At 42.6% G+C, this 20,468-nt stretch carries 14 protein-coding genes; all 14 read right to left on the bottom strand.

Translation table 11 applies throughout. From position 1 onward, the window contains the following. Nucleotides 1-36: 36 nt before the first annotated feature. Nucleotides 37-1,824, bottom strand: coding sequence for a RagB/SusD family nutrient uptake outer membrane protein (locus tag DWU89_RS16485; RefSeq protein ID WP_115500728.1), 1,788 nt, complete (start codon nt 1,822-1,824; stop codon nt 37-39). Between the two features lie 18 nt (nt 1,825-1,842). After that, nucleotides 1,843-5,064, bottom strand: a complete 3,222-nt coding sequence (locus DWU89_RS16480; protein ID WP_233547704.1) for a SusC/RagA family TonB-linked outer membrane protein — start codon at nt 5,062-5,064, stop codon at nt 1,843-1,845. 293 nt (nt 5,065-5,357) lie between these two features. Further along, complete coding sequence (locus DWU89_RS16475; RefSeq protein WP_115500726.1) at nt 5,358-6,371, bottom strand: FecR family protein; 1,014 nt, start codon at nt 6,369-6,371, stop codon at nt 5,358-5,360. A 56-nt stretch (nt 6,372-6,427) separates the two neighbouring features. Then, nucleotides 6,428-7,003 carry an RNA polymerase sigma factor gene (locus tag DWU89_RS16470; RefSeq protein ID WP_115500725.1) on the bottom strand — a complete coding sequence of 192 codons (576 nt, stop codon included), beginning with the start codon at nt 7,001-7,003 and terminating at the stop codon, nt 6,428-6,430. Between the two features lie 164 nt (nt 7,004-7,167). Continuing rightward, nucleotides 7,168-10,080 (bottom strand): M16 family metallopeptidase, encoded by a 2,913-nt coding sequence (locus tag DWU89_RS16465; RefSeq protein ID WP_115500724.1) that lies wholly within the window; start codon nt 10,078-10,080, stop codon nt 7,168-7,170. Between the two features lie 134 nt (nt 10,081-10,214). Next, nucleotides 10,215-11,501, bottom strand: a complete 1,287-nt coding sequence (gene metK / locus DWU89_RS16460; RefSeq protein ID WP_115500723.1) for a methionine adenosyltransferase — start codon at nt 11,499-11,501, stop codon at nt 10,215-10,217. 261 nt (nt 11,502-11,762) lie between these two features. Then, a complete protein-coding gene (locus tag DWU89_RS16455) occupies nt 11,763-11,954 on the bottom strand; it encodes a hypothetical protein (RefSeq protein ID WP_115500722.1) in 192 nt (63 codons plus the stop codon). Further along, nucleotides 11,951-12,409 carry a 2-amino-4-hydroxy-6-hydroxymethyldihydropteridine diphosphokinase gene (gene folK, locus DWU89_RS16450; protein WP_115500721.1) on the bottom strand — a complete coding sequence of 153 codons (459 nt, stop codon included), beginning with the start codon at nt 12,407-12,409 and terminating at the stop codon, nt 11,951-11,953. The genes DWU89_RS16455 and folK overlap by 4 nt, the downstream gene beginning before the upstream one ends. A 10-nt stretch (nt 12,410-12,419) precedes the next feature. Beyond that, nucleotides 12,420-13,469, bottom strand: coding sequence for a tRNA preQ1(34) S-adenosylmethionine ribosyltransferase-isomerase QueA (gene queA / locus DWU89_RS16445; RefSeq protein WP_115500720.1), 1,050 nt, complete (start codon nt 13,467-13,469; stop codon nt 12,420-12,422). Between the two features lie 27 nt (nt 13,470-13,496). After that, entirely contained in the window at nt 13,497-14,204 is a 708-nt protein-coding gene (truB, locus tag DWU89_RS16440; RefSeq protein ID WP_115500719.1) for a tRNA pseudouridine(55) synthase TruB, read from the bottom strand. 2 nt (nt 14,205-14,206) lie between these two features. Further along, entirely contained in the window at nt 14,207-15,007 is an 801-nt protein-coding gene (locus DWU89_RS16435; RefSeq protein ID WP_115500718.1) for an undecaprenyl-diphosphate phosphatase, read from the bottom strand. Further along, nucleotides 15,004-15,246, bottom strand: a complete 243-nt coding sequence (locus DWU89_RS16430) for a DUF3098 domain-containing protein (RefSeq protein WP_115500736.1) — start codon at nt 15,244-15,246, stop codon at nt 15,004-15,006. Before DWU89_RS16430 ends, DWU89_RS16435 begins: the two co-directional genes overlap by 4 nt. A 4-nt stretch (nt 15,247-15,250) precedes the next feature. After that, nucleotides 15,251-16,129 carry a cell division protein FtsX gene (locus DWU89_RS16425; RefSeq protein WP_115500717.1) on the bottom strand — a complete coding sequence of 293 codons (879 nt, stop codon included), beginning with the start codon at nt 16,127-16,129 and terminating at the stop codon, nt 15,251-15,253. A 357-nt stretch (nt 16,130-16,486) separates the two neighbouring features. Continuing rightward, the gene (locus DWU89_RS16420) at nt 16,487-20,209 is read right to left on the bottom strand and encodes a DUF6383 domain-containing protein (RefSeq protein WP_147292137.1); all 3,723 of its coding nucleotides are present in this window, start codon (nt 20,207-20,209) and stop codon (nt 16,487-16,489) included. Nucleotides 20,210-20,468: the final 259 nt, after the last annotated feature.

The raw sequence follows: 20,468 nt of genomic DNA, 5'->3' as shown, positions 1-20,468 counted from the left end.
ACTTTAGCGGGCTCTTGCTTAACTAAGGCACAGGAATCAATTCCAGCCCGGATTTTGCTCCATTACCACATCTTTATTCGTATCGATCACGACCTGCGGGATCGGCCACAAATTAAAGTTCTTAGTCAATGTCGCTCTCGGATCATTCCAATAGGAATATTTCTTAATCCGGTCGACAGCAACCGTTCCACCCATACGCAACAGGGTATTCCAGCGACATTCTTCATAGACCAATTCGCGGGCGCGCTCATCCAGTATTAAATCGACATTCACATCCGAAGCTTGTACCAGATAATCACACTGCGCTCTCTTACGCAACAAGTTAATGTCGTTGGCAGCACCTGCGTTATCACCGGCGCGCATCTTCGCTTCCGCACGCAACAAGATGGTTTCCGGCAAACGGATCAGATATTCATCCCGGAACAGGTTACTTCTGTTTTCCCCGTCTGCAATACCTCTGTATTTATCTGTCGAGATTTTACATGAGACCGGAAAACACTGCGTCTTTGCCACATCGATGGCATCCTGGCTTTCTCCATCCCTGTAAATGACACTCCAGGGAACAGGTTTGCCGTAATAGGGAGATGTCGGAACATTACCTAAGAATGTGCGTCTGAATACAGCTTCGGAATTACGCATATCTTTCCCCCATTTACCGTCATAAATGACATCGCGAGTGTACATGGTCGGCATTGTTTGCACGATACCGCGCCCTCCTACATCTTCCAACGCACCGGACAGGTGGGCAGACATCGGGTCTCTGTAAACAGGACCATAAACACGGGTGTATTGCAATTTAGCTTGCCCGTCTTCCGCCTTATAGGCGTCATAATCGATCTGTGCCACCCATATAGCTTCTTTATTGCCTTCCTGGTAATTCTGGTTTCCTTCCTGGAACAAGTCCCAATAGACATTTCCTTCGATAGGATAACCGGCAGCCGAATATAAATGATCCGGTGTTTGCTGGCTTTCTATGTTTGCATAATAGAAATCGGGATTCTCATCTTTTCTACTGCCAAAACGTTCTGTCATCAGGCCATATACGGAACCGTCTATCACGTCATTCCCGTAAGTAATGGCTTTTGCATAGGCAGCGGGAGCTTCCCCGCCTTGTCCGGCTTCTTCCAAAGCGACACCTTTATCGATGTATAACTGACAAAGGTTATGCTGTGCAGCGCCTCTTACCAGACGGCCCGGGCTATTGGTCGTTTCGGGCAGGTCGTTCAGAGCAGCTTCCAGTTCATCGATTGCGAACTGGTATGTTTCCACACGGCTGGTTCTCTTAAAATCATACTGGGGAGTAGTCGTAATTTCGGTAACGATAGGAACGCCTCCGTATAATTCACCCAAGTTCCTGTATGCAAAAGCTCTGAAAAAGCGGGCCTGTGCAATCACATAAGCCTTGTCGGCCTCCGAACCCCAGCTTATTTGCGGAAGTTCCGCCGCATACAAAGCTAAATTCGCTTTCGAGATCAATTGATACCAATGTGAATAATTAGTATAATAAACTTCATTCGACGGATTCAATATACCGTAGTCATTGAAACGGCTACTACGCCTGATCGTCGCAACATCAAACATATCCGTACCGTTTCCGCCGCGAAAAGCAAAAGCAGTCATATTCTCTTCAACCATGCACGTCATGACCCGTATGTGGGAATAACAGCCGACCAAAACCTGGTCAACCTGTTCAGATGTCGAAAAAGCATTATCCACAGTATAGAATGTTTCAGGATTTTCTTCCAGAAACTTCGAATCATTACAACTACTGAATAGGCCTACAAACAGCAGGCTATAGATACCATATTTTATTAAGTGATTCATTTTCATCTTTCTTATAAATTAAAAACTAATGTTCGCTCCCAATGAGAAAGAGGTCAATACGGGATAAGTGTTCGCACCCACCGTTACTCCGACTTCAGGATCTCCACCTTCCCAATTTGTTATTGTCAACAGGTTCTTTGCCGTAAAGAATACTTTCAAATTGTTGATAAGCATTTTCTTTACCCAAGGTTCACGGAATGTATATGACAACGTCACATCTTGCAGGCGAACAAATGCCCGGTTCTGTAATCCCTGGTAACGGCCTCCATCACCGGAGAATGTAGCAGAAGGATATACATTGCTCTTATTTTCCGGAGTCCACCAGGGGATATAAATTCCATTCGAATTAAACAATCCGGATCCGTTTGTCATGTATGCACTGGTATTGGATTTCATATAATATCCGCCGCCACCGAATGTTCCTGTTAACATAAAATACAAATCCCAGTTTTTATAAGTAACCGTATTACTCATGTTCAACTTGAAGTTAGGAGTCGTATATCCTAAAATGGTACGGTCTGCAGATGTAATAACGCCATCTCCGTCCAAGTCTTTATATTTCGGAATACCTGCCGTAGCACCATTCGCTTCCATATAGTCCACATCTGTTTCCTGGACAATACCATCCTGCTGATATCCGTAAATTGCACCTAACGGTTTGCCGATAAAACGGCTGTTGGAGATATCATCATCCTCTTTTCCGTCACCGTTCAAATCTTCGCCATAAAGGTGGGTCAGTTTATTCCGGTTCAACCAGAAGGTTACACTTGTAGTCCAATACCAATCCTGCGTAGTGATATTCACCGAACGTACCGTCAGTTCGACACCTTTGTTGTTCACCTGTCCCATCGATGATTTGATATTCTTAAAACCAGTCATAACCGGAATATCTCTCGTGAATATCTGGTCTGTCGTTTTAGAGAAATAGAGGTCCAGATCGACAAATAAACGGTTTCCAAGCCATGCGGACTCAAAACCCGTATTCCAGGATTCCGTAGATTCCCAACCTAAATTGGCGTTACCCAATGCTTTTTGATTTAAGCCATAAATAATATCACTTCCCCCGAACTCATAACGAACGCCTCCGGAAGAGCCATTATTAATAGTCGACAGCGTTCCATAAGGATCCAGTCCCTGGTTACCATTCTTACCCCACGACAATTTCAACTTCAAATCATCCAGGAAAGAGACAGGTTCCATAAACTTTTCGCCGGTCATTCTCCAGGCAGCACCGAAAGCAAAGAAATCACCCCATTTCTGATTGGCACCGAAAACAGAAGCACCGTCACGACGATAAGAACCGGTCAGGAAATAACGATCGTCAAAAGAATAAGAGGCACGCCCTAAATAACCGATATTAGAACGCCGGTTATTATTCATGTCTATTTTTTGAACGGTTGCTTTATGCAAACCATTGAGACCTAAAGTAGTATTCCCATTTGCAGCAAAATCTGTTCCGGTAGTGATTATTTCTTTATATGATTTCCGGTCACGTGTGGCAACGGCTGTCAAATCGATCGTGTGCTTTCCAAACGTATTTTTATAATTCAGAATATTATCGATTACCCAACTGTTTGTTGTATTATTATTTATCTTTCCGTTTGCACGAGACAATAGATCCTGGAATGCAGAAGGAGAATATCGGGTTTCATCATCATAATCACCTTCCTTGACATAATATCCTTCATAATAGAAATCTCCGGATTGAATTTTGCTCAAATTCCCGGCATAATTAAAACGGTAGCTCAAACCTTCCACCCAAGGCAGCTTAACAACCGCATATGCATTTGCCCGGAAATTATTCCGGAGATCTTTGTTATCACGGATACTTCTATCGGTATTCCACAAAGGATTTACACCGGATTGTGTATAAGGGAACTTTTCTAATAGTTTCTCTCCTTCATCCCTATACATAACGCCGTATGGAGACATATTTGAAGCCTGGCCCAAGTCGGCACCGGCACCGGAATAATCCGACTTTGTAAATGCGGCATCCACACCGATCTGCAACCAACTGGTTATATCCGTGTTTATCTTAGCTAATGCTGTTATACGATTATAATTATCACCAATGACAATACCCTGATTATCAGAATAAGCAGCGGACAAATAGTAATTCATTTTTTCACCTGCACCGGAAACAGATACTTGATAATCCTGCACCCAACCGGTACGTGTCGAAGCATCGAGCCAGTTGGTTTCCCTTCCCGCTTCCATATTAGCTTGTTCCTGGGGTTTCAGCCAGCTTAAATCCGTACTGTTGTTTCTTGCCATAACCGACTCCAGCCATTGTTCACCTTTCATCAACTCCGGTCGATTTTGCCAGGTTTGCATACTTCCCGTCGCATTAAAAGTGATCACAGGTTTACCCATTCTACCCTTTTTCGTGGTAATGATAATTACACCGTTCGCCGAACGGGAACCGTAGGCGGCAGCAGACGTTGCATCCTTTAAGATATCATACGAAGCGATATCATTGGGATTTATATCATTGATACTTCCCATATAGATAACTCCGTCAACAACAAGCAACGGATCATTTGATCCTGATATGGATTTTTGCCCGCGCATCTGCATGGAAGGTTCCCCTCCCGCGGAATTGGTTGCACCGATATCCAATCCGGAAACATTTCCCTTCAAAGATTCCAACGCATTCAAATTGGGTGACAAGGCTATCGGAGAATTTTCCAATTTAACAGAACTGACAGAACCGGTAAAATCTTTTCTCTTTGTCGTACCATAACCAATGACAATTACTTCGTCCAGCGTTTCCGTATCCTCTTTCAGCAATACATCCACCGTGTTGTTATTTCCTACAACAACTTCCTGGGTCACATATCCGATATAAGAGATAACCAAAACACTCTTCGAAGTTACTTCCAATGAGTATTGCCCTTCAACATCCGTAATCGTACCGTTAGTTGTTCCTTTCTCAACGATATTTGCACCAATTACCGGTTCGCCATTCTGATCTTTAATCGTACCGGTGATTTTTCTTGTGTTTTGTTGAGTCGAAGAAAGCAGATTTAACGCAGAAAGTACAATCTGCTTGTTTTCTTTAATAATATAACTGATTTTAGCCTGCTGTTTTATCTGCTCCAGCAAATTTTGAATATTTTCTTCATCTGCTGAGATTGTTATTCTGGTATCCAGACCGGACAGATTATCATTGTAAAAAAAACGATAATCGCTGACTTTTTCTATCTCGCGAATGACCTCACGAGTTGATTTGTTTTGCATGGATAAGGAAATCTGCGCAGAAAGTATAGTACCTGAAACAAGGCAAAAACTTCCAATAACAAGTCCTTTCCGAAAGAAATTCTTTAAGACATTCATGTTTTTTAGTGTTCTTCTTTAATTAGTAATAAATTTATCAGGTAACTTTGTGGTGAAATCAAGTGGTGAGAAGCGTGATTTCAATCCAGCAAAATTACATTGCACAAATCTCAGGTGTATCTATCCGTAGATGCACCTGCGTTTTTTCATAACTCCTTTCTCATAAGCATTTCATTTTTAATTAACAATTGAACTATCTATTTTCTCTCATCTATTACAATATCACCTCCGACTTTTTTATAAGTAATCGGTGCTGTAAGACTTATCAATTCTATCACATTTTCCAAACTATTATTTTTAATAACTCCGGAAAAACGATAGTGTTTTACCTTTTCAGATGCAAACCGTACCTGGACATTATACAAACGGTCCAGCATCACTGCCACCTCCTGCAACGTCTCTCCCTTAAAGAAGAGCTCATTATCTTTCCACATCCGTGCATAAACGGCAATATCCTTGGATACTTGCATTTTCCGGGAAACCTTATCAAAACTAAGACTCTCATCCGGCCTTAAAATAACTTCATCTTTTCCTACCGCCGTACGGACCTTTCCTTCAAAGAGTGTAGCTGTCAATTTTCTATCTTCTTCGTAAGCCCTTACATTAAAAGCGGTTCCTAAAGCCTCAACCTCCATCTCTCCAGCTTTGACAATAAAATGGCAGGTCGAATCTTTCTCTACTTCAAAATAGGCCTCTCCCGACAAGGCGACCAGGCGGTTCTCTTTCCCGTAATCGGCATTATAGGTCAACTCCGTATGGGAATTTAACCAAACTTTCGTTCCGTCCGGTAGCATGACACTTGCATGCTGTCCCTTATCGACCAAGACTCTATAAGTCCGTAACGGATCGCTTGCGATCTCATCTGCCAAATTCTTATACAGAAAGGCTGTTGTTGAAAAGCCAATTAGAAGAATCACAACAGCTGCATATGATACCCATTGCGGTATCTTCAGCCTGAAAATGGCCTTTCGTTTTTTCTTCTCCGCCATACCGGCATGCATACGAGCCTGTATCTCCCGGAACATACGAGTTTGAACTTCTACCGGAAGACTTTTATCTTCCGCTTCTACCCAACGTTGCCGGTAATGTTGGAATAGTTGTTCACGCGCCTCCGCTTGTCGGAACCAAGTCAACAATTCATGCTCCCTTTCAACCGGGAGTTCACCGCGCATAAAGCGATCCAGCAAATCTATGTATATATGCTTATCCATGTCTATACTTATGTATATCCATCACAACGGGAAATCACTTACAAGAAGCCCTGTATTTAACTTTGATTAACCAAATAAAGAAAGAGGAGAACCAAACCTTTGTCTAAAGGCAGTTTGGAACGTAAATATTGGAAAGACCGATAGAGTTGCGTTTCTACCGTTTTTTCAGAGATGGATAGTTTTTTGGCAATTTCTTTATTAGACAGTTGTTCAAAACGACTTAAACGGAAAATTTCCCTTCGTGCAGGAGGCAGGTTTTCTATTAAACTATCAATATATTCACGAAGAGAATCGGCATCATGTTGCTGCTCTTCTATAGCATTATCACTTACATCAAAATTCTCAACATGCAGCGCTGCATGTTGAGACAAACGGAGTTCCGTTTCCTTATACACAAAATGGCGAGCAATAGTAAACAAATAAGCTGTAAATCCCTGTTCCGGTTCTATCTGTTCATGCTTCTCCCATATTTTCAAGAAGACATTCTGTGTCAAATCTTCCGCAAGAGATTTATCAAACAATAAAGAATTAATAAAATGATAAACCTGAGAATTGTAAGTCCAATACAGAGTCTCAAAGGCTTTTTCTTCACCAGCCTTTAAACGTATCAGTAAGTCCTCTTTGATTCTCATTTTACGTACTCTTTATTTTCCAAATATAGGTATTTTCTTTTTATGTTTTTGTTAAGACAATAAGAGGGCATATCGAAATAACAAAAGTTTTTTGACACGCCCTCCTTTTTCTAATAGAGAATTGAGTATTTTTTTTAGACTCAACTCTCTATTTATCAATTTTATTAATATCCAAACAGCTCCTCTTGCGTCAGCTTCTGAATGGGACCATATTGGGAAAGACCTTTCATATCGAGGTCTTTTTCATCGCCCAATACGCAATACGTATAAGTACGGCCTTTTACCCATTTTTCCTGGAATGCTTTGATTTCAGGTAATGTCATGGTCTGGGCTTTTTCGAACAATTCCTTGCGGCTATCCGTTGTCAGACCTAAATCCTGTGCATTCAGATAAGACCAGAGAACATCGGATTTCGTGATACGTTCGGTACGCAGACGAGTGATAAGCGCGTCTTTAGCCAGATTGAACGCTTTTTCTGATTCCGGCATATTGTTGATGATCTCATCGAACGCTTTCATGGCATCGATCATCTTATCGTTCTGGGTAGCGATAAACGTACGGTAGACATACGGATATTTCAACTTGGACGGAGTGATCAGGAATGCACCGGCAGAATAGGCCAGCCCACGTGATTCACGCATTTCCTGGAATACGATTGCATTCATACCGCCACCAAAGTATTCGTTGTACATATTCAATGTAGGCTGGATAGCCGGATCAAACTTTTCACCACGATTAGACACGGCAGAATAATAAATCTGTTTTGCATCATACTGGGCAAACAGTACTTTATTGGCCGGAGTTTCCTGCTGCTGGAATTCGATACCTGCCGGAACCGGTTGCAACTGATCGGGGACATTATGATATTGTTTGATAATATCCAGAACTGCCTGCGGTTTTTCCGGACCATAATACAGAATCTTATGCTCGAAAGAGTTGATCTTATGGATACGGTCTACCAGTTCCTGCGGATTCATCTGCTGCAATTCGGCAGTTGTCAACACGGTTGTTGAGGGAGATTTCGGTCCCCAGATAGCATACTGGATCAATTTGTTGAAGTTCTGTCCCTGGTTCAGTTTAGCATCGGAACGTTTCTTCAGGATATCGCCAGCCAAATTGTCGTAAGCTTCCTTATTAACCTGTGCATCAGCCAGGATTTCTTCGAACAATGCCATCGCTTTCGGCATATTTTCTTTCAAACCTTCCAGCATTACATACGTACGGTCAGAACCCGGGAATACGCTGAAATAACAAGCCAGTCTGTAAAATTCTTCGTTGATTTCCTTCAAGCTCTTTTTGGAAGTGCCCAGATATTTCATGTATTCGAAAGCAGTACCCATTGCCTTATCATTATTCGTTCCCATCTCGAAAACATACATCAGAGAGAAAAGATCATTCGATGTATTTTCTTTATACAGGACAGGAATATTGGATTTAGCTGTCAATTTCTGCAAATCTTTATTGTAATCCAGGAATACAGGTTCGATCGGAGCGACATTGGATGCCTGGATTTCTTTCAGGAATGCGCTTGAACTATCACGATTCATCACGATAGGTGTGATTTTAGGCTTGTCGATTTTCTTTTCGTTCGGGTCTTTGCCTTGTTTCTTATAGATTAAAGCATAGTTATCACCAAAATACTTGTTGGCAAAATCAACAATTTCCTGTTTTGTCACCTTACTCATGCGATCCAAAGAAGCCACCTCGTCTTTCCAGTCTACACCATCGATAAAGGAAGACACAAACATATCGGCACGACCGTCGTTACGATCCAACCGGTACATCTGCATCAGCTTATAGTTGTTGATAGATGCTTCCAACAAGCCTTCGTCGAAATCACCTTTTTTCAACTTATCGATTTCCGCCAGGAAAAGGTCTTTTACCTCATCCAGGGTCTGGCCTTGTTTCGGACGGCCGCTCATGACAAACGCATTATAATCGGACATTCCGTAAGTACCGGCATAACAGCTCAATACTTTCTGTTGCTGAACTAAATCGACATCCAACAGACCGGCTTTGCCATTGTTGATGATTTCACCTGTCAGGTTCAACAGATCCTGTTCCGGAGAAGCAGCTCCCGGGAAACGCCATCCTAATGTAACATTTTCAGCGTCTACACCCAAAACTTCTTTTACCACCGGCGCCTTAATCGGAGATTCATGCGTTACAGGAAGTTTCGGCAGGTTAGGATTCGGTTTCAGATGGCCGAAATATTTATTGATCGTAGCAATCATCTGGTCTGGATCAAAATCACCGGACAAACAGATCGCCATATTGTTAGGAACATACCAAACATTATGGTAGTTCTTAATATTCGTGATTGACGGGTTCTTCAGATTGTGCTGCGTACCGAGAACAGTCTGGGTTCCATAAGGATGATCGGGGAAAAGGGCGCTCAAAACAGCTTCATACACTTTACGCCCGTCACTGGTCAACGACATATTCTTTTCTTCATACACCGTTTCAAGTTCGGTATGGAAACCGCGGATTACATTATTTTCAAAACGGTCTGCCTGTATCTTAGCCCAATTATCGATCTGGTTGGAAGGAATATCTTCCACATATACCGTCTGGTCGAAGCCGGTATAAGCATTTGTTCCGGTAGCACCGATAGCAGACATCAGCTTGTCGTATTCATTCGGAATAGACAACTTGGATGCTTCATAGGAAACGCTGTCGATCTGGTGATAAATAGCCTGCCGTTCCGCCTCGTCCGTCGTCTTGCGATAGACTTCGAAAAGCTGTTCGATTTGGTCAAGCAGCGGTTTTTCTTGTTCGTAGTTTTGCGTTCCAAACTGTTTAGTACCCTTGAACATCAGGTGTTCAAAATAGTGTGCCAGCCCTGTAGTTTCAGCCGGATCGTTTTTTCCGCCTACGCGGACAGCAATATATGTCTGGATACGGGGGGTCTCCTTATTCACAGTCATATACACTTTCAGGCCATTATCCAGAGTATAGATACGGGCTTTCAGAGGATCATTAGGGACCGACTCGTATTTAAACGGGGAAGTCTCTGCACATGCAGTAGCCAAGAGAAGAATAAAGGCTAACTGAAGAAACTGAATCGTTTTACGCATATAATTTAAATTTAGATAATTACTGCGTCAAATATATGAAATTTAAAATAAAAAAAGCTCCCGTCCGGGAAAAAACAGGGCTAAAGCCCATTTTTTCCGGACGGGAGCTGGTATGTGTTCGTACAAACGGTAAATTAAAGACCGAATGCTTCTTTTACTTTATCGACATAATCCAGTTTTTCCCATGTGAACAGTTCCACCTCACAGATGGTCGGTTCCGGATTATAACGGGAAGTAAATGTTTTCGTTACAATCTGCGGTTTACGTCCCATATGGCCATAAGAAGCTGTTTCCAGATAGATCGGATTACGCAGTTTCAGGCGCTCTTCAATGGCTTTCGGACGCATATCGAACAGGTCCCAGATCTTCTCAGCAATCTCTCCGTCTGTCATTTTCACGTTTGCACGGCCAAATGTATTTACGAAGATGTTCATCGGTTTAGCAACACCGATCGCATACGATACCTGTACCAGCATTTCATCAGCAACACCGGCAGCCACCAGATTCTTGGCAATATGGCGGGCAGCATAAGCTGCAGAACGGTCTACTTTCGAAGGATCTTTTCCGGAGAAAGCGCCACCACCGTGAGCACCTTTACCACCATATGTGTCAACGATAATCTTACGGCCGGTCAGACCTGTATCACCGTGAGGACCACCGATCACGAACTTTCCGGTCGGGTTCACGTGATAGATGATGTCATCGTTAAACAAAGCCTGCACATAAGCCGGATATTGAGCTTTTACACGCGGAACCAGGATATTCTTCACATCCTCGGCGATCTTTTTCTGCATGGCCAGATCGGCTTCTTCCTGCGTAATGCCTTTCGCTGTGACAAATTCGTCGTGCTGCGTAGAAACAACGATCGTATCGATGCGCAACGGTTTGCCGTTGTCATCATATTCAATAGTAACCTGGCTCTTGGCATCCGGACGGAGGTAAGGCATCAGGTCGTTTTCATTCTTACGTATCTCGGCAAGTTCCCACAACAGGCTGTGTGAGAGATCCAATGCTAAAGGCATGTAGTTTTCAGTTTCATTCGTGGCATAACCAAACATCATACCCTGGTCGCCTGCACCCTGATTGTAGGGGTCTTCGCGTTCAACGCCACGATTGATGTCGCCACTCTGTTCATGGATAGAAGAGAACACGCCACATGATTTAGCTTCAAACTGGTATTCACTTTTTGTGTAACCAATTTTCTCGATCACGCTACGGGCTACATCCTGTACATCCACGTAAGCACTTGATTTTACTTCTCCAGCCAAGACAACCTGTCCGGTTGTTACAAGGGTTTCGCAAGCAACTTTCGAGTTCTTGTCATAAGCCAGGAACTCATCCAGCAAAGCATCCGATATCTGATCGGCTACTTTATCGGGGTGCCCTTCGGACACCGATTCGGAGGTGAATAAATAACTCATCTTGTTTTAATTGAAAATTGAAAATTGAAAGTTGAGAATTAAAGAGCAAAGCCTCTAAAGCCAACTGCCAATTTACAATTGACGGTTAATAAATCAAATTAAATAGGTGGATTGACGAGGGGAAATTTGCTTTGCCGCGCGGCAGTAAAAGAAGTTGTTTTTAGCATTTTTTCCTGTGGTTGCAAGCAATACAAATCTATCCACATCAATTCGGGCACAAAAATACAAAACAATTGACAATTAACAACTGATAATCGAAAATTATTTTTTCTTTTTGGTGTTACGCAGCGCTTTTTTATATTTAAACTCCGCTCTCATCTTGGCAGAGCCTGATTTATGCGTTCCACGCAAGAAGTCCGAGAACTTCAGTTTTTTTTCTCCGGCATTTTCATCTTTAGCTTTCTTCTTAAAGACCATGCCGCCCTCGGTTATTATTTTTTCTTTATCATTCATAATCGTTCCTTTAAATCTATTATACGTTCTTTCAATATAGGATGCACGACAAACGGAGCTATTTCGGACAAAGGGTCCATCACAAATTTCCGTTCATGCATGAGAGGATGCGGTAACGTCAGTTCCGCTGTTTGCCGGATCTCGTCATCATAGAGCAGGATGTCTATATCGATGATCCGATCGTGATACGCCCCGTTGCTCTTCTCCGTACGACCCAGCTCTTTTTCGATCTGTTGGGTAGCTAAAAGCAGTTCCGACGGAGAAAAAGAGGTCTTTAATTTAACAGCCGCATTCAGGAAAAGGTTCTCCGATGCAAAGCCCCAAGGCTCCGTTTCATAGAAACCGGAAAGGGCGAGAACATCTCCCACCCTTTCAGCTAACAGTGCGGCGGCTGTTATCATGTTCCGTCGTTTATTCCCGATATTGGTACCCAAGCTCAGGTATGCAATCGCCATAATTCCGTTTTTACAGGATCAGCATGGCATCGCCATAAGCTCCGAAACTATATTTTTCTTTCAAGGCCACTTCGTATGCATCCATAATCTGCTCATATCCGCCAAAAGATGCTGTCATCATCAGCAAAGTAGACAGCGGCATATGGAAGTTTGTGATCATACTGGATGCAACACTGAAATCATACGGCGGAAAGATAAACTTGTTCGTCCATCCTTCAAATTCTTTCAGATGCCCGTCCGTACTTACAGCGGTTTCGATTGCGCGCATGACAGATGTTCCGACTGCACAAATCTGGCGACCGTTATCCTTTGCCGTGTTTACGACTTCCACCACATCGGCATTTACAACCATCTGTTCGGAATCCATCTTATGTTTGGTCAAGTCTTCCACATCGATTTCGCGGAAATTACCCAGACCGGAATGCAATGTCAGGTAAGTAAACTGGCAATCCTTGATCTCAAGGCGTTTCATCAGTTCACGGCTGAAATGAAGGCCGGCGGCAGGAGCGACGACAGCCCCTTCTTCCGTTGCAAAAATGTTCTGATAACGTTCTTCATCTTCCGGTTCCACAGGCCGGTCAATATATTTAGGCAGCGGGGTTTCACCTAATGCATACAATGCCTTTTTAAATTCATCATGGTTACCGTCATAAAGGAAACGCAGCGTACGGCCACGCGATGTCGTATTGTCGATCACTTCAGCCACCATCGAATCGTCTTCACCGAAATACAGTTTGTTTCCGATACGGATTTTGCGGGCGGGATCCACCAATACATCCCACAGACGGAGGTCTTCATTCAGCTCACGCAGCAAGAAAACCTCGATACGGGCACCAGTCTTTTCTTTATTTCCATACAAGCGTGCCGGAAAGACTTTTGTGTTATTGAAGATAAACACATCTTTTTTTCCGAAATAATCCAGCAGGTCTTTGAATACTTTATGTTCGATCTCTCCGGTCTTGCGATTGACAACCATCAACCGGGACTCATCTCTGTTTTTTGCCGGATGGAGGGCGATCAGCTCCTGCGGTAAATTAAATTTGAATTTCGACAGCTTCATAATGCTAATTCTATATTTATTTTATTTTTATTCATTCGGTTTTATTTCTTCTATATTTTCCTCCAGGAAGGCGTCTATATCATCGGGAGACATACATTTATCCAACGTAATATCACCGATACGGGTACGTTCCAAAGCAATCAGGTGTGCTCCTGACTGAAGGGCAACACCGATATCGCGCGCCAAAGCCCGGATATAAGTACCTTTACTGCAAACCACCCGTATCTTGACTACCGGCAGGTTACATTCCAGCAACTCCATTTCATCGATTACGAGCGTTTTCGATTTCAACTCAACTTCTTCCCCCTTACGGGCCAACTCATACGCCCTTTTGCCCTCAACTTTACAAGCCGAAAAAACCGGCGGAATCTGCTGGATCGTTCCTACGAACGACTGCAAGACTCTTTCTACTTCCTCACGGGTTATATGTTCTGTCGGATAGATCCCGTCTATCTCTTTCTCCAGATCGAAAGAGGGTGTCGTCTCCCCCAATTTAAGGGTTGCGACATATTCTTTCGTCTGATACTGAAACTCGTCAATCCTTTTAGTGGCTTTACCGGTACAGACGATCATCACACCTGTTGCCAGGGGATCTAACGTTCCGGCATGTCCTACTTTTATCTTTTTCACCTTCAGCTTCCGCGACAATTTGTAACGGAACTTATTCACCAGGTCAAAAGAGGTCCACTTTAAGGGTTTATTAAAATATAATACTTCTCCTGCTATAAAATCCATTCTTATTTAAGTAACGTACAGGCGATTGTTATCAAACCTGCAATTGCACAATAGATGGCGAAATAAATCAGTTTCCCTTTCTTCACGATATTGATCATCCACTTGCAGGCGATGCATCCCGATACGAATGCGGCAAGAAATCCGACAACCAGCGAAAGCGTCGGAATATCTCCGGCAACCGCTTCTCCTTTCATCGCTTTCATCACATCCAACAAGGCTTCACCCAAAATAGGAGGAATAACCATCAGGAAAGAAAACTGAGCCAGTTTTGCTTTATTGTTCCCTAATAACAAACCGGTTGCAATCGTTGTTCCGGATCGGGAAAGTCCCGGCATCACGGCACATGCCTGCGCCAAACCGATAATAAAGGCATCCTTCATCGAGATGTTTTCTTTCTGGCGGGGCTTCGCATAATACGAAAATGCCAGCAATGCAGCTGTCAACAACAACATGCATCCCACAATCAGCAATCCTGACCCGAAAATATCTTCAACCGTATCTTTGAAGAACAGTCCTACGATTCCGACCGGAATCATGGATATCAGGATGTTTATCACATAGCGCGTTTCAGCATTCATCTGAAACTTAAACAACCCCCGGAATATCCATTCAATCTCTTTCCACAGGATAACCAACGTACTAAGTACGGTTGCCACATGGACGACAATCGTAAATGCTAAATTTTCTTCTCCCTGAATGCCAAATAAAGCAGAACCGATTGCCAGGTGACCGCTACTGCTGACCGGCAAATATTCCGTAAGTCCCTGAACGATCCCCAGCACTAAGGCTTCAAACCAACTCATTCTGCTACTTCTTTATTCTTGCTGTTTCTCAATATCCCGAAAATCATCATCACAAAACCGATCACCGTCACAGCCGGAGCCACAACGATACGGCGGGAACCGAATATTTCCGGATTAAATCCGGTCGGGTCCTGCGAACCGCCGCCACTCATCAACATAAAACCGATTGCGATAATAACGACAGAAACAGCAATCAGGATAAAATTGTCTTTTCCAAAAGCGAAATCTCTCTTTGCCATACATTTATATATAATATAATTTATCAACTCCCATCCGCAGATATTTGTTCACCGCAAAAACAGTTGCCGTAATAGAGAGCAAAATCCCCATCACCAACACACCCGCGTAAACAATCACCAACGCCTTTATATCCAGCAGCTGAATGAAGCCGGACAATTCATTCTGTAAATAATACAACGCTCCTGTCAGCATGAATATTGCAAGGATAGAGGCAAAAATGCCACTAACCACATTATACCGGACGAACGGCCTCCGGATAAAGCTGGGCGTAGCGCCTACCAGCTTCATCGTGTGAATCAGGAAACGTTTGGAATAGATCAGCAACCGTATCGTATTACTAATCAACACAAACGATATTGCCATCAGAATTACCGCCAAGGTCAACAGAATCAGGCTGACACGTTTCACGTTATCATTCACCATCTGCATCATATCTTTCCGATACAATAAATCAGAAACGGAAGTATAGTTCTTTATCTTCTTTTCAATCAGTTTGAGGCTGTCCGGGTTGGCATATTCCGAATACAGCTTTACCTCGATCGAAGCCTGCAAGGGATTAAAGCCCAGGAACGTTTCGGGATTCTCGCCCAACTCCTCTTCCAGTTCTTTAGCTGCCTGTTCTTTCGATATGTATTCTGTAGATTTGATATAAGGTAATGCATCCAATGTCTTCTGCATCTTCTTTATCTCCGCTTCTTTCTGGTTATCTTTCAACACAATCGAAAACGAGATGTTTTCCTTTACATATACGGAAAGTTTGTTTCCCAACAACCCCATCAGAAAAATAAGTCCCAGCAGAAACAGTACCAATGCGATACTTATTATGGAAGTCAAGCGAGAATTAAAGAAAGAAACCGAACTAACCTTTTTACTTTCAGCCATTAGACAATACCTTATTGTTGTTGAATAAAGCGGGGAGATGCGTCCAGAGAACACACCTCCCAATTTTTCTGCAAAAGAACAAATAATTTACGAGATAGCGGCTTCTTTACAATTCTTTAACTACAAAAGAGGTTGTGCCAACTGTTTGACACAACCTCTTATTTTTATCTGCATTCGTCCTTCACAGGAGTACCGGCAGAAGAACTTTATTTCAATACTTTAGTATTAATAATACGATCGCTTGTTCGCCTGTCGCAGGATACTTGATGTTGATTGGGGGACGGACTTCCGTCCGCCTCTACAACCCCGCGCGATCTTATTTAGAATTATTTGATTATAATTTTTTATCTACAATCATTATTTCACGATTGCCTTAACAGCATCTTCACCTTCCACGGCAACAACTACTACACCGGCAGGAACAGCAATTGTGGCGTTGTCGGAAGTGATAACAGTGTTGGCTACTGCCTGACCTAAGATGTTAGTGATAACAACCTTCTTACCAGCAGCACCGGCAATCTGAACTTTACCGTTCTGAGCCAGAACCTTAACACCTTCTACTACCACTTCTTCGTTAGCAGTCGGGTTTTCAGTGCTCTGTTTCAATGTAAAGACAGTTCCCTGATAGATATCTTCCTGAGCATAGCTAACCATCATACCGTCATGATCTTCGTAGAATTCATTTGCGCTTGTTGCCAATACAGCTACGTTATTCTGGTTCTTAACCCAAGCACCACCATTAGAAGCAAATCCAGCAAAGCGTCCGTTTGTTTCAATATAGAAGTTTTCATCATCATCCTGGTTTTTCAAACGGAATGCTACTGTTGCACCATTATAAGTTTCAGCGCTGATAGGCAAAGTAGCTACAGCATAATGTTTGATTGAATCTTCATATTCATAAGTAGCTTCCGGATCATTCAGAATATAAACACTGTCACCCATATGGATTGCATTTACAAATGCCAAACGAGTGTAGATTCCTTCGTGAATTGCATTCTTTGCATCGATATAAGGAATACTATCTACCAAATTGTTATTTGACAAATCTACCAGATAACGACCCTGAACATAAGGTCTTGAAGCAAAATGTTCAGTATGTCCCGGATTAGCCACGTCAAATGCATGGTCACAAGCTTTAGTATCTTTGAGTTCAGCACCAACAGCCAACAGATACAACGGCATACGAGTTTCATTGCGAACATAAGCTGTATCAACATACATGGAAGGAGCAGCATTCAAAGCAGGAGCTTCAGCCAAGCTACGGAATCCTAAGAAACCGGCACCTTTATCTTTAGAATACGGGCTATTGCAATCTTCGATCAAGACACGGTTTTCGTTGATAGCATCATAGAATGCTACAGTGTCAACACCGGCAAGTCTCTTATAATACGGCATTGTATCCTGAACCATAAAGAATGCGTCTGTTTGACGTTCTGACAACAGACCTTTCTTAGCCATCGAAGTCTTGTTTTCCACAAACAGTTTATCGGCACCATCATAATATATGCCTTTACTGCTTCCATCAGAGTTATAACCCGCATTTTTATTGACCAAAGCATAAGCATGAGCATCCTTATGATCATTTTCTTTCAAGAAGAAGTAAGCCGGATAAGCTAATTCACTCTTTTTGGTAATCGTATCGATTACAGCATAATTACCTTCTTTCGTTATACCAACAAACCGCAGGTCATTGTTAACCTTATCGAAGTCTTTTACTTTCAACAAATATACAGAGCGATATAATTGAGGAACAATTGTATCAGTATCATCTGTCCGGCCTACAACAACTTTACCGTATTCATTATTATTATAATACGGAACCAATTCGAAGTTAGAACCATCTGCAGCAACATTCAACAATGTATCTTTCGTTCCAACTAAAGCCTTCAGGTAAACATCTCCGTAATCAGAGAAATGTTTCAGTTTGAAAGAATTGTCGATCACCTGATCCGGGCTTAAGTTCAGGAAGCCTGCTTGAGCAGCTTTTACATCCTTAACTGCAGTGAACATGATTGTATCCTGACAAGTGAAACGGCTATACGGAGCACGAGAATCAACGTTCAATTCATTCCAAGTATGATTAATGAAATAAACGGTATCTTCACCTGCTTTATAAAGCTGACCTTCAAATGCAACCAGATTATTATATTCACGGTTTGTGATACGAACGCGTGGATTAACAGCATCTACACAACCAAGTGTTTCAACAACCCACTGAGTTGCAGGCATGTGTTCAAAGTCCTGGGTAGAAGCCCATTCGTCATAAACAATAGTACCAGCCATATTTGCTACCAGATATTGACCGTCAGCACGGTTTGTAGAAGAAACAGGATGTCTCTTTGTTACCAGCTTAGCATAGTAAGCGCCTTGAGGCAAAGATGTACGAACGAAATACGGATATTCGTGGTTGAAAGAAATACGAGTATCAAAACCACCTGCCGGATTCAAACGACCAACAGTTGCAACTGTCTTTCCTGTTGAAGATAACACTGTAGTTGTCAAAGATACAGGAGAAGTCGTACAATCCGTATTACTTACTGCAATACCAAGGTTTGCTGCTGTAACATCAGCATCTTTCACCCACTGAGAGCCCGCCTTAGTTTCTAACCAAGGAGTTCCGGCCTGCATTTCTGCATCTGTAGCAGACGCTGCATTCAACGGTTCGATAAACAAACTGTCGTTTGACGGATAGTAAGTCAACTTAAAGAAGTAACGGGCAAACACATAACCGCCATCTGCACCAAGATTTTTAATTTCTTTGTTAACCAATTTGTAAGCCGGAGACAAAGAAGGAGACTGTGCTCCTTCATAGCGAGCAGTATCTACCATAAAATATTTCTGAATAGCAACCGGTTCAATCGGAGCGGCTAAACGGATAGCATACTCGTCAAAATCAGCAACTTTAGCATCACTCAATGCGGTCTTAGCAGAAGTCAGTTTCGGGCTTGCTTCATCTGCAGCCTTAGAAGCTATTCCCACTAAATCAGCAGCGATCTTTGCTGCGTCACTGACAGGCTTATCATCTTCAGCAGTTAGAGAACTTTCAATGGCTGTAGCAGCATTTGTCAATGCAGTCTTTGCTGCATCCAAAGCGCCTTTTGCTGCATCCAAAGCATTTTTTGCAGTTTCCAGAGCAGTCGCAGCGGCAGCACCATTATCTGTTGCAGTCAGAGCGGCGGTTGCAGCGGTTGAGGCAGCGGTTGCGGCATTATTAGCAGTGGTTGCAGCAGTTGCAGCAGCGGTTGCAGCATCTGCAGTTGCTGTTGAACCTAAAGCAGCATCACCTTTTACCGTAACAGCATCCAATGCAGCTTTGGCATCATCTAAAGCATCCTTAGCTGCAGCCAATTCTGCATTTGCGACCTTCAATGCAAGGTTACCAAACTCCTGTGAGAAAACAGCGTCCTGTGCCTCATATTTAGTAGAAGCCAATGTATTACTGAAAATATCCTGCAAACCGCTGTTCAACAATCCGTTCGGAATATTAAACTTAAATTTGGCAGAATCAATAGCCTGTGCATCGATCATCTGATTGATATCCTGAGCAGTCAGCACTATTTCACCAGCTATAACAGGTTTCAAGTTCAAAGTATGTGTCAAACCGGTTAAACCCGTTTTAGCAACATCTTTTGAATACTTGACAGCAACAACTTCGTCAGCAGCGTTCAGCTGCATTACCATAACAGAGTCGGAAGCGGCATTGAAATAGGAATAGATAGGTGCTACTGTAAAATCAGAAGTCTGTACATCCGTACTGTACCAACCCCAATCACTTGTGCAACCATCCAGAATAGTTCCGTCAATTGTTAATGCAGAAATATCCGTATCAACATCATATTTTACTGCTTTTGTGTGATCCAAAATTAGTTCCAGATTTGTTTCCTTATTAATATAAGTAAACGTTTTAGAAGCTGTAGTCGGGTGAGTTGTCACCTTAATCTTCCATAATGAAGCATTCAGAGGAGCTTCAGAAGGGACTTCAGTCGGATCCAACATTTTTAAAGTAACAGCACCTGTTTGCTGGTCACGAACCTGAACCAGGACATTTGTTCCATCAGTTAACTGATACCATCTGTTCATTGATTGAATCTGGTTAATGTCATCACCTACAGCAGTACTTAATGTATTCTGCGTGCGGTACGGAAACGCACCTGCAGAAGGACTGTGCTGAGCATAAGCCACACCAGAAGCCAGCACAAGACCGGCTACAAGAGTAGAAAACTTTTTGTTCATAATCATTTGAATTAATATTAATAATACATATACTAAAAGTTCGATCGATCTTACGGACGTTTCTCGTGTTTTCGTCTTTTAACTAAACTTCTGTATTTTGACGAGA

The sequence above is a fragment of the Parabacteroides acidifaciens genome, from assembly GCF_003363715.1.
GTDB lineage: Bacteria > Bacteroidota > Bacteroidia > Bacteroidales > Tannerellaceae > Parabacteroides > Parabacteroides acidifaciens.
Note: the sequence above shows the minus strand (reverse complement) of the source record. Positions and strands in the feature narration are given on the sequence as shown.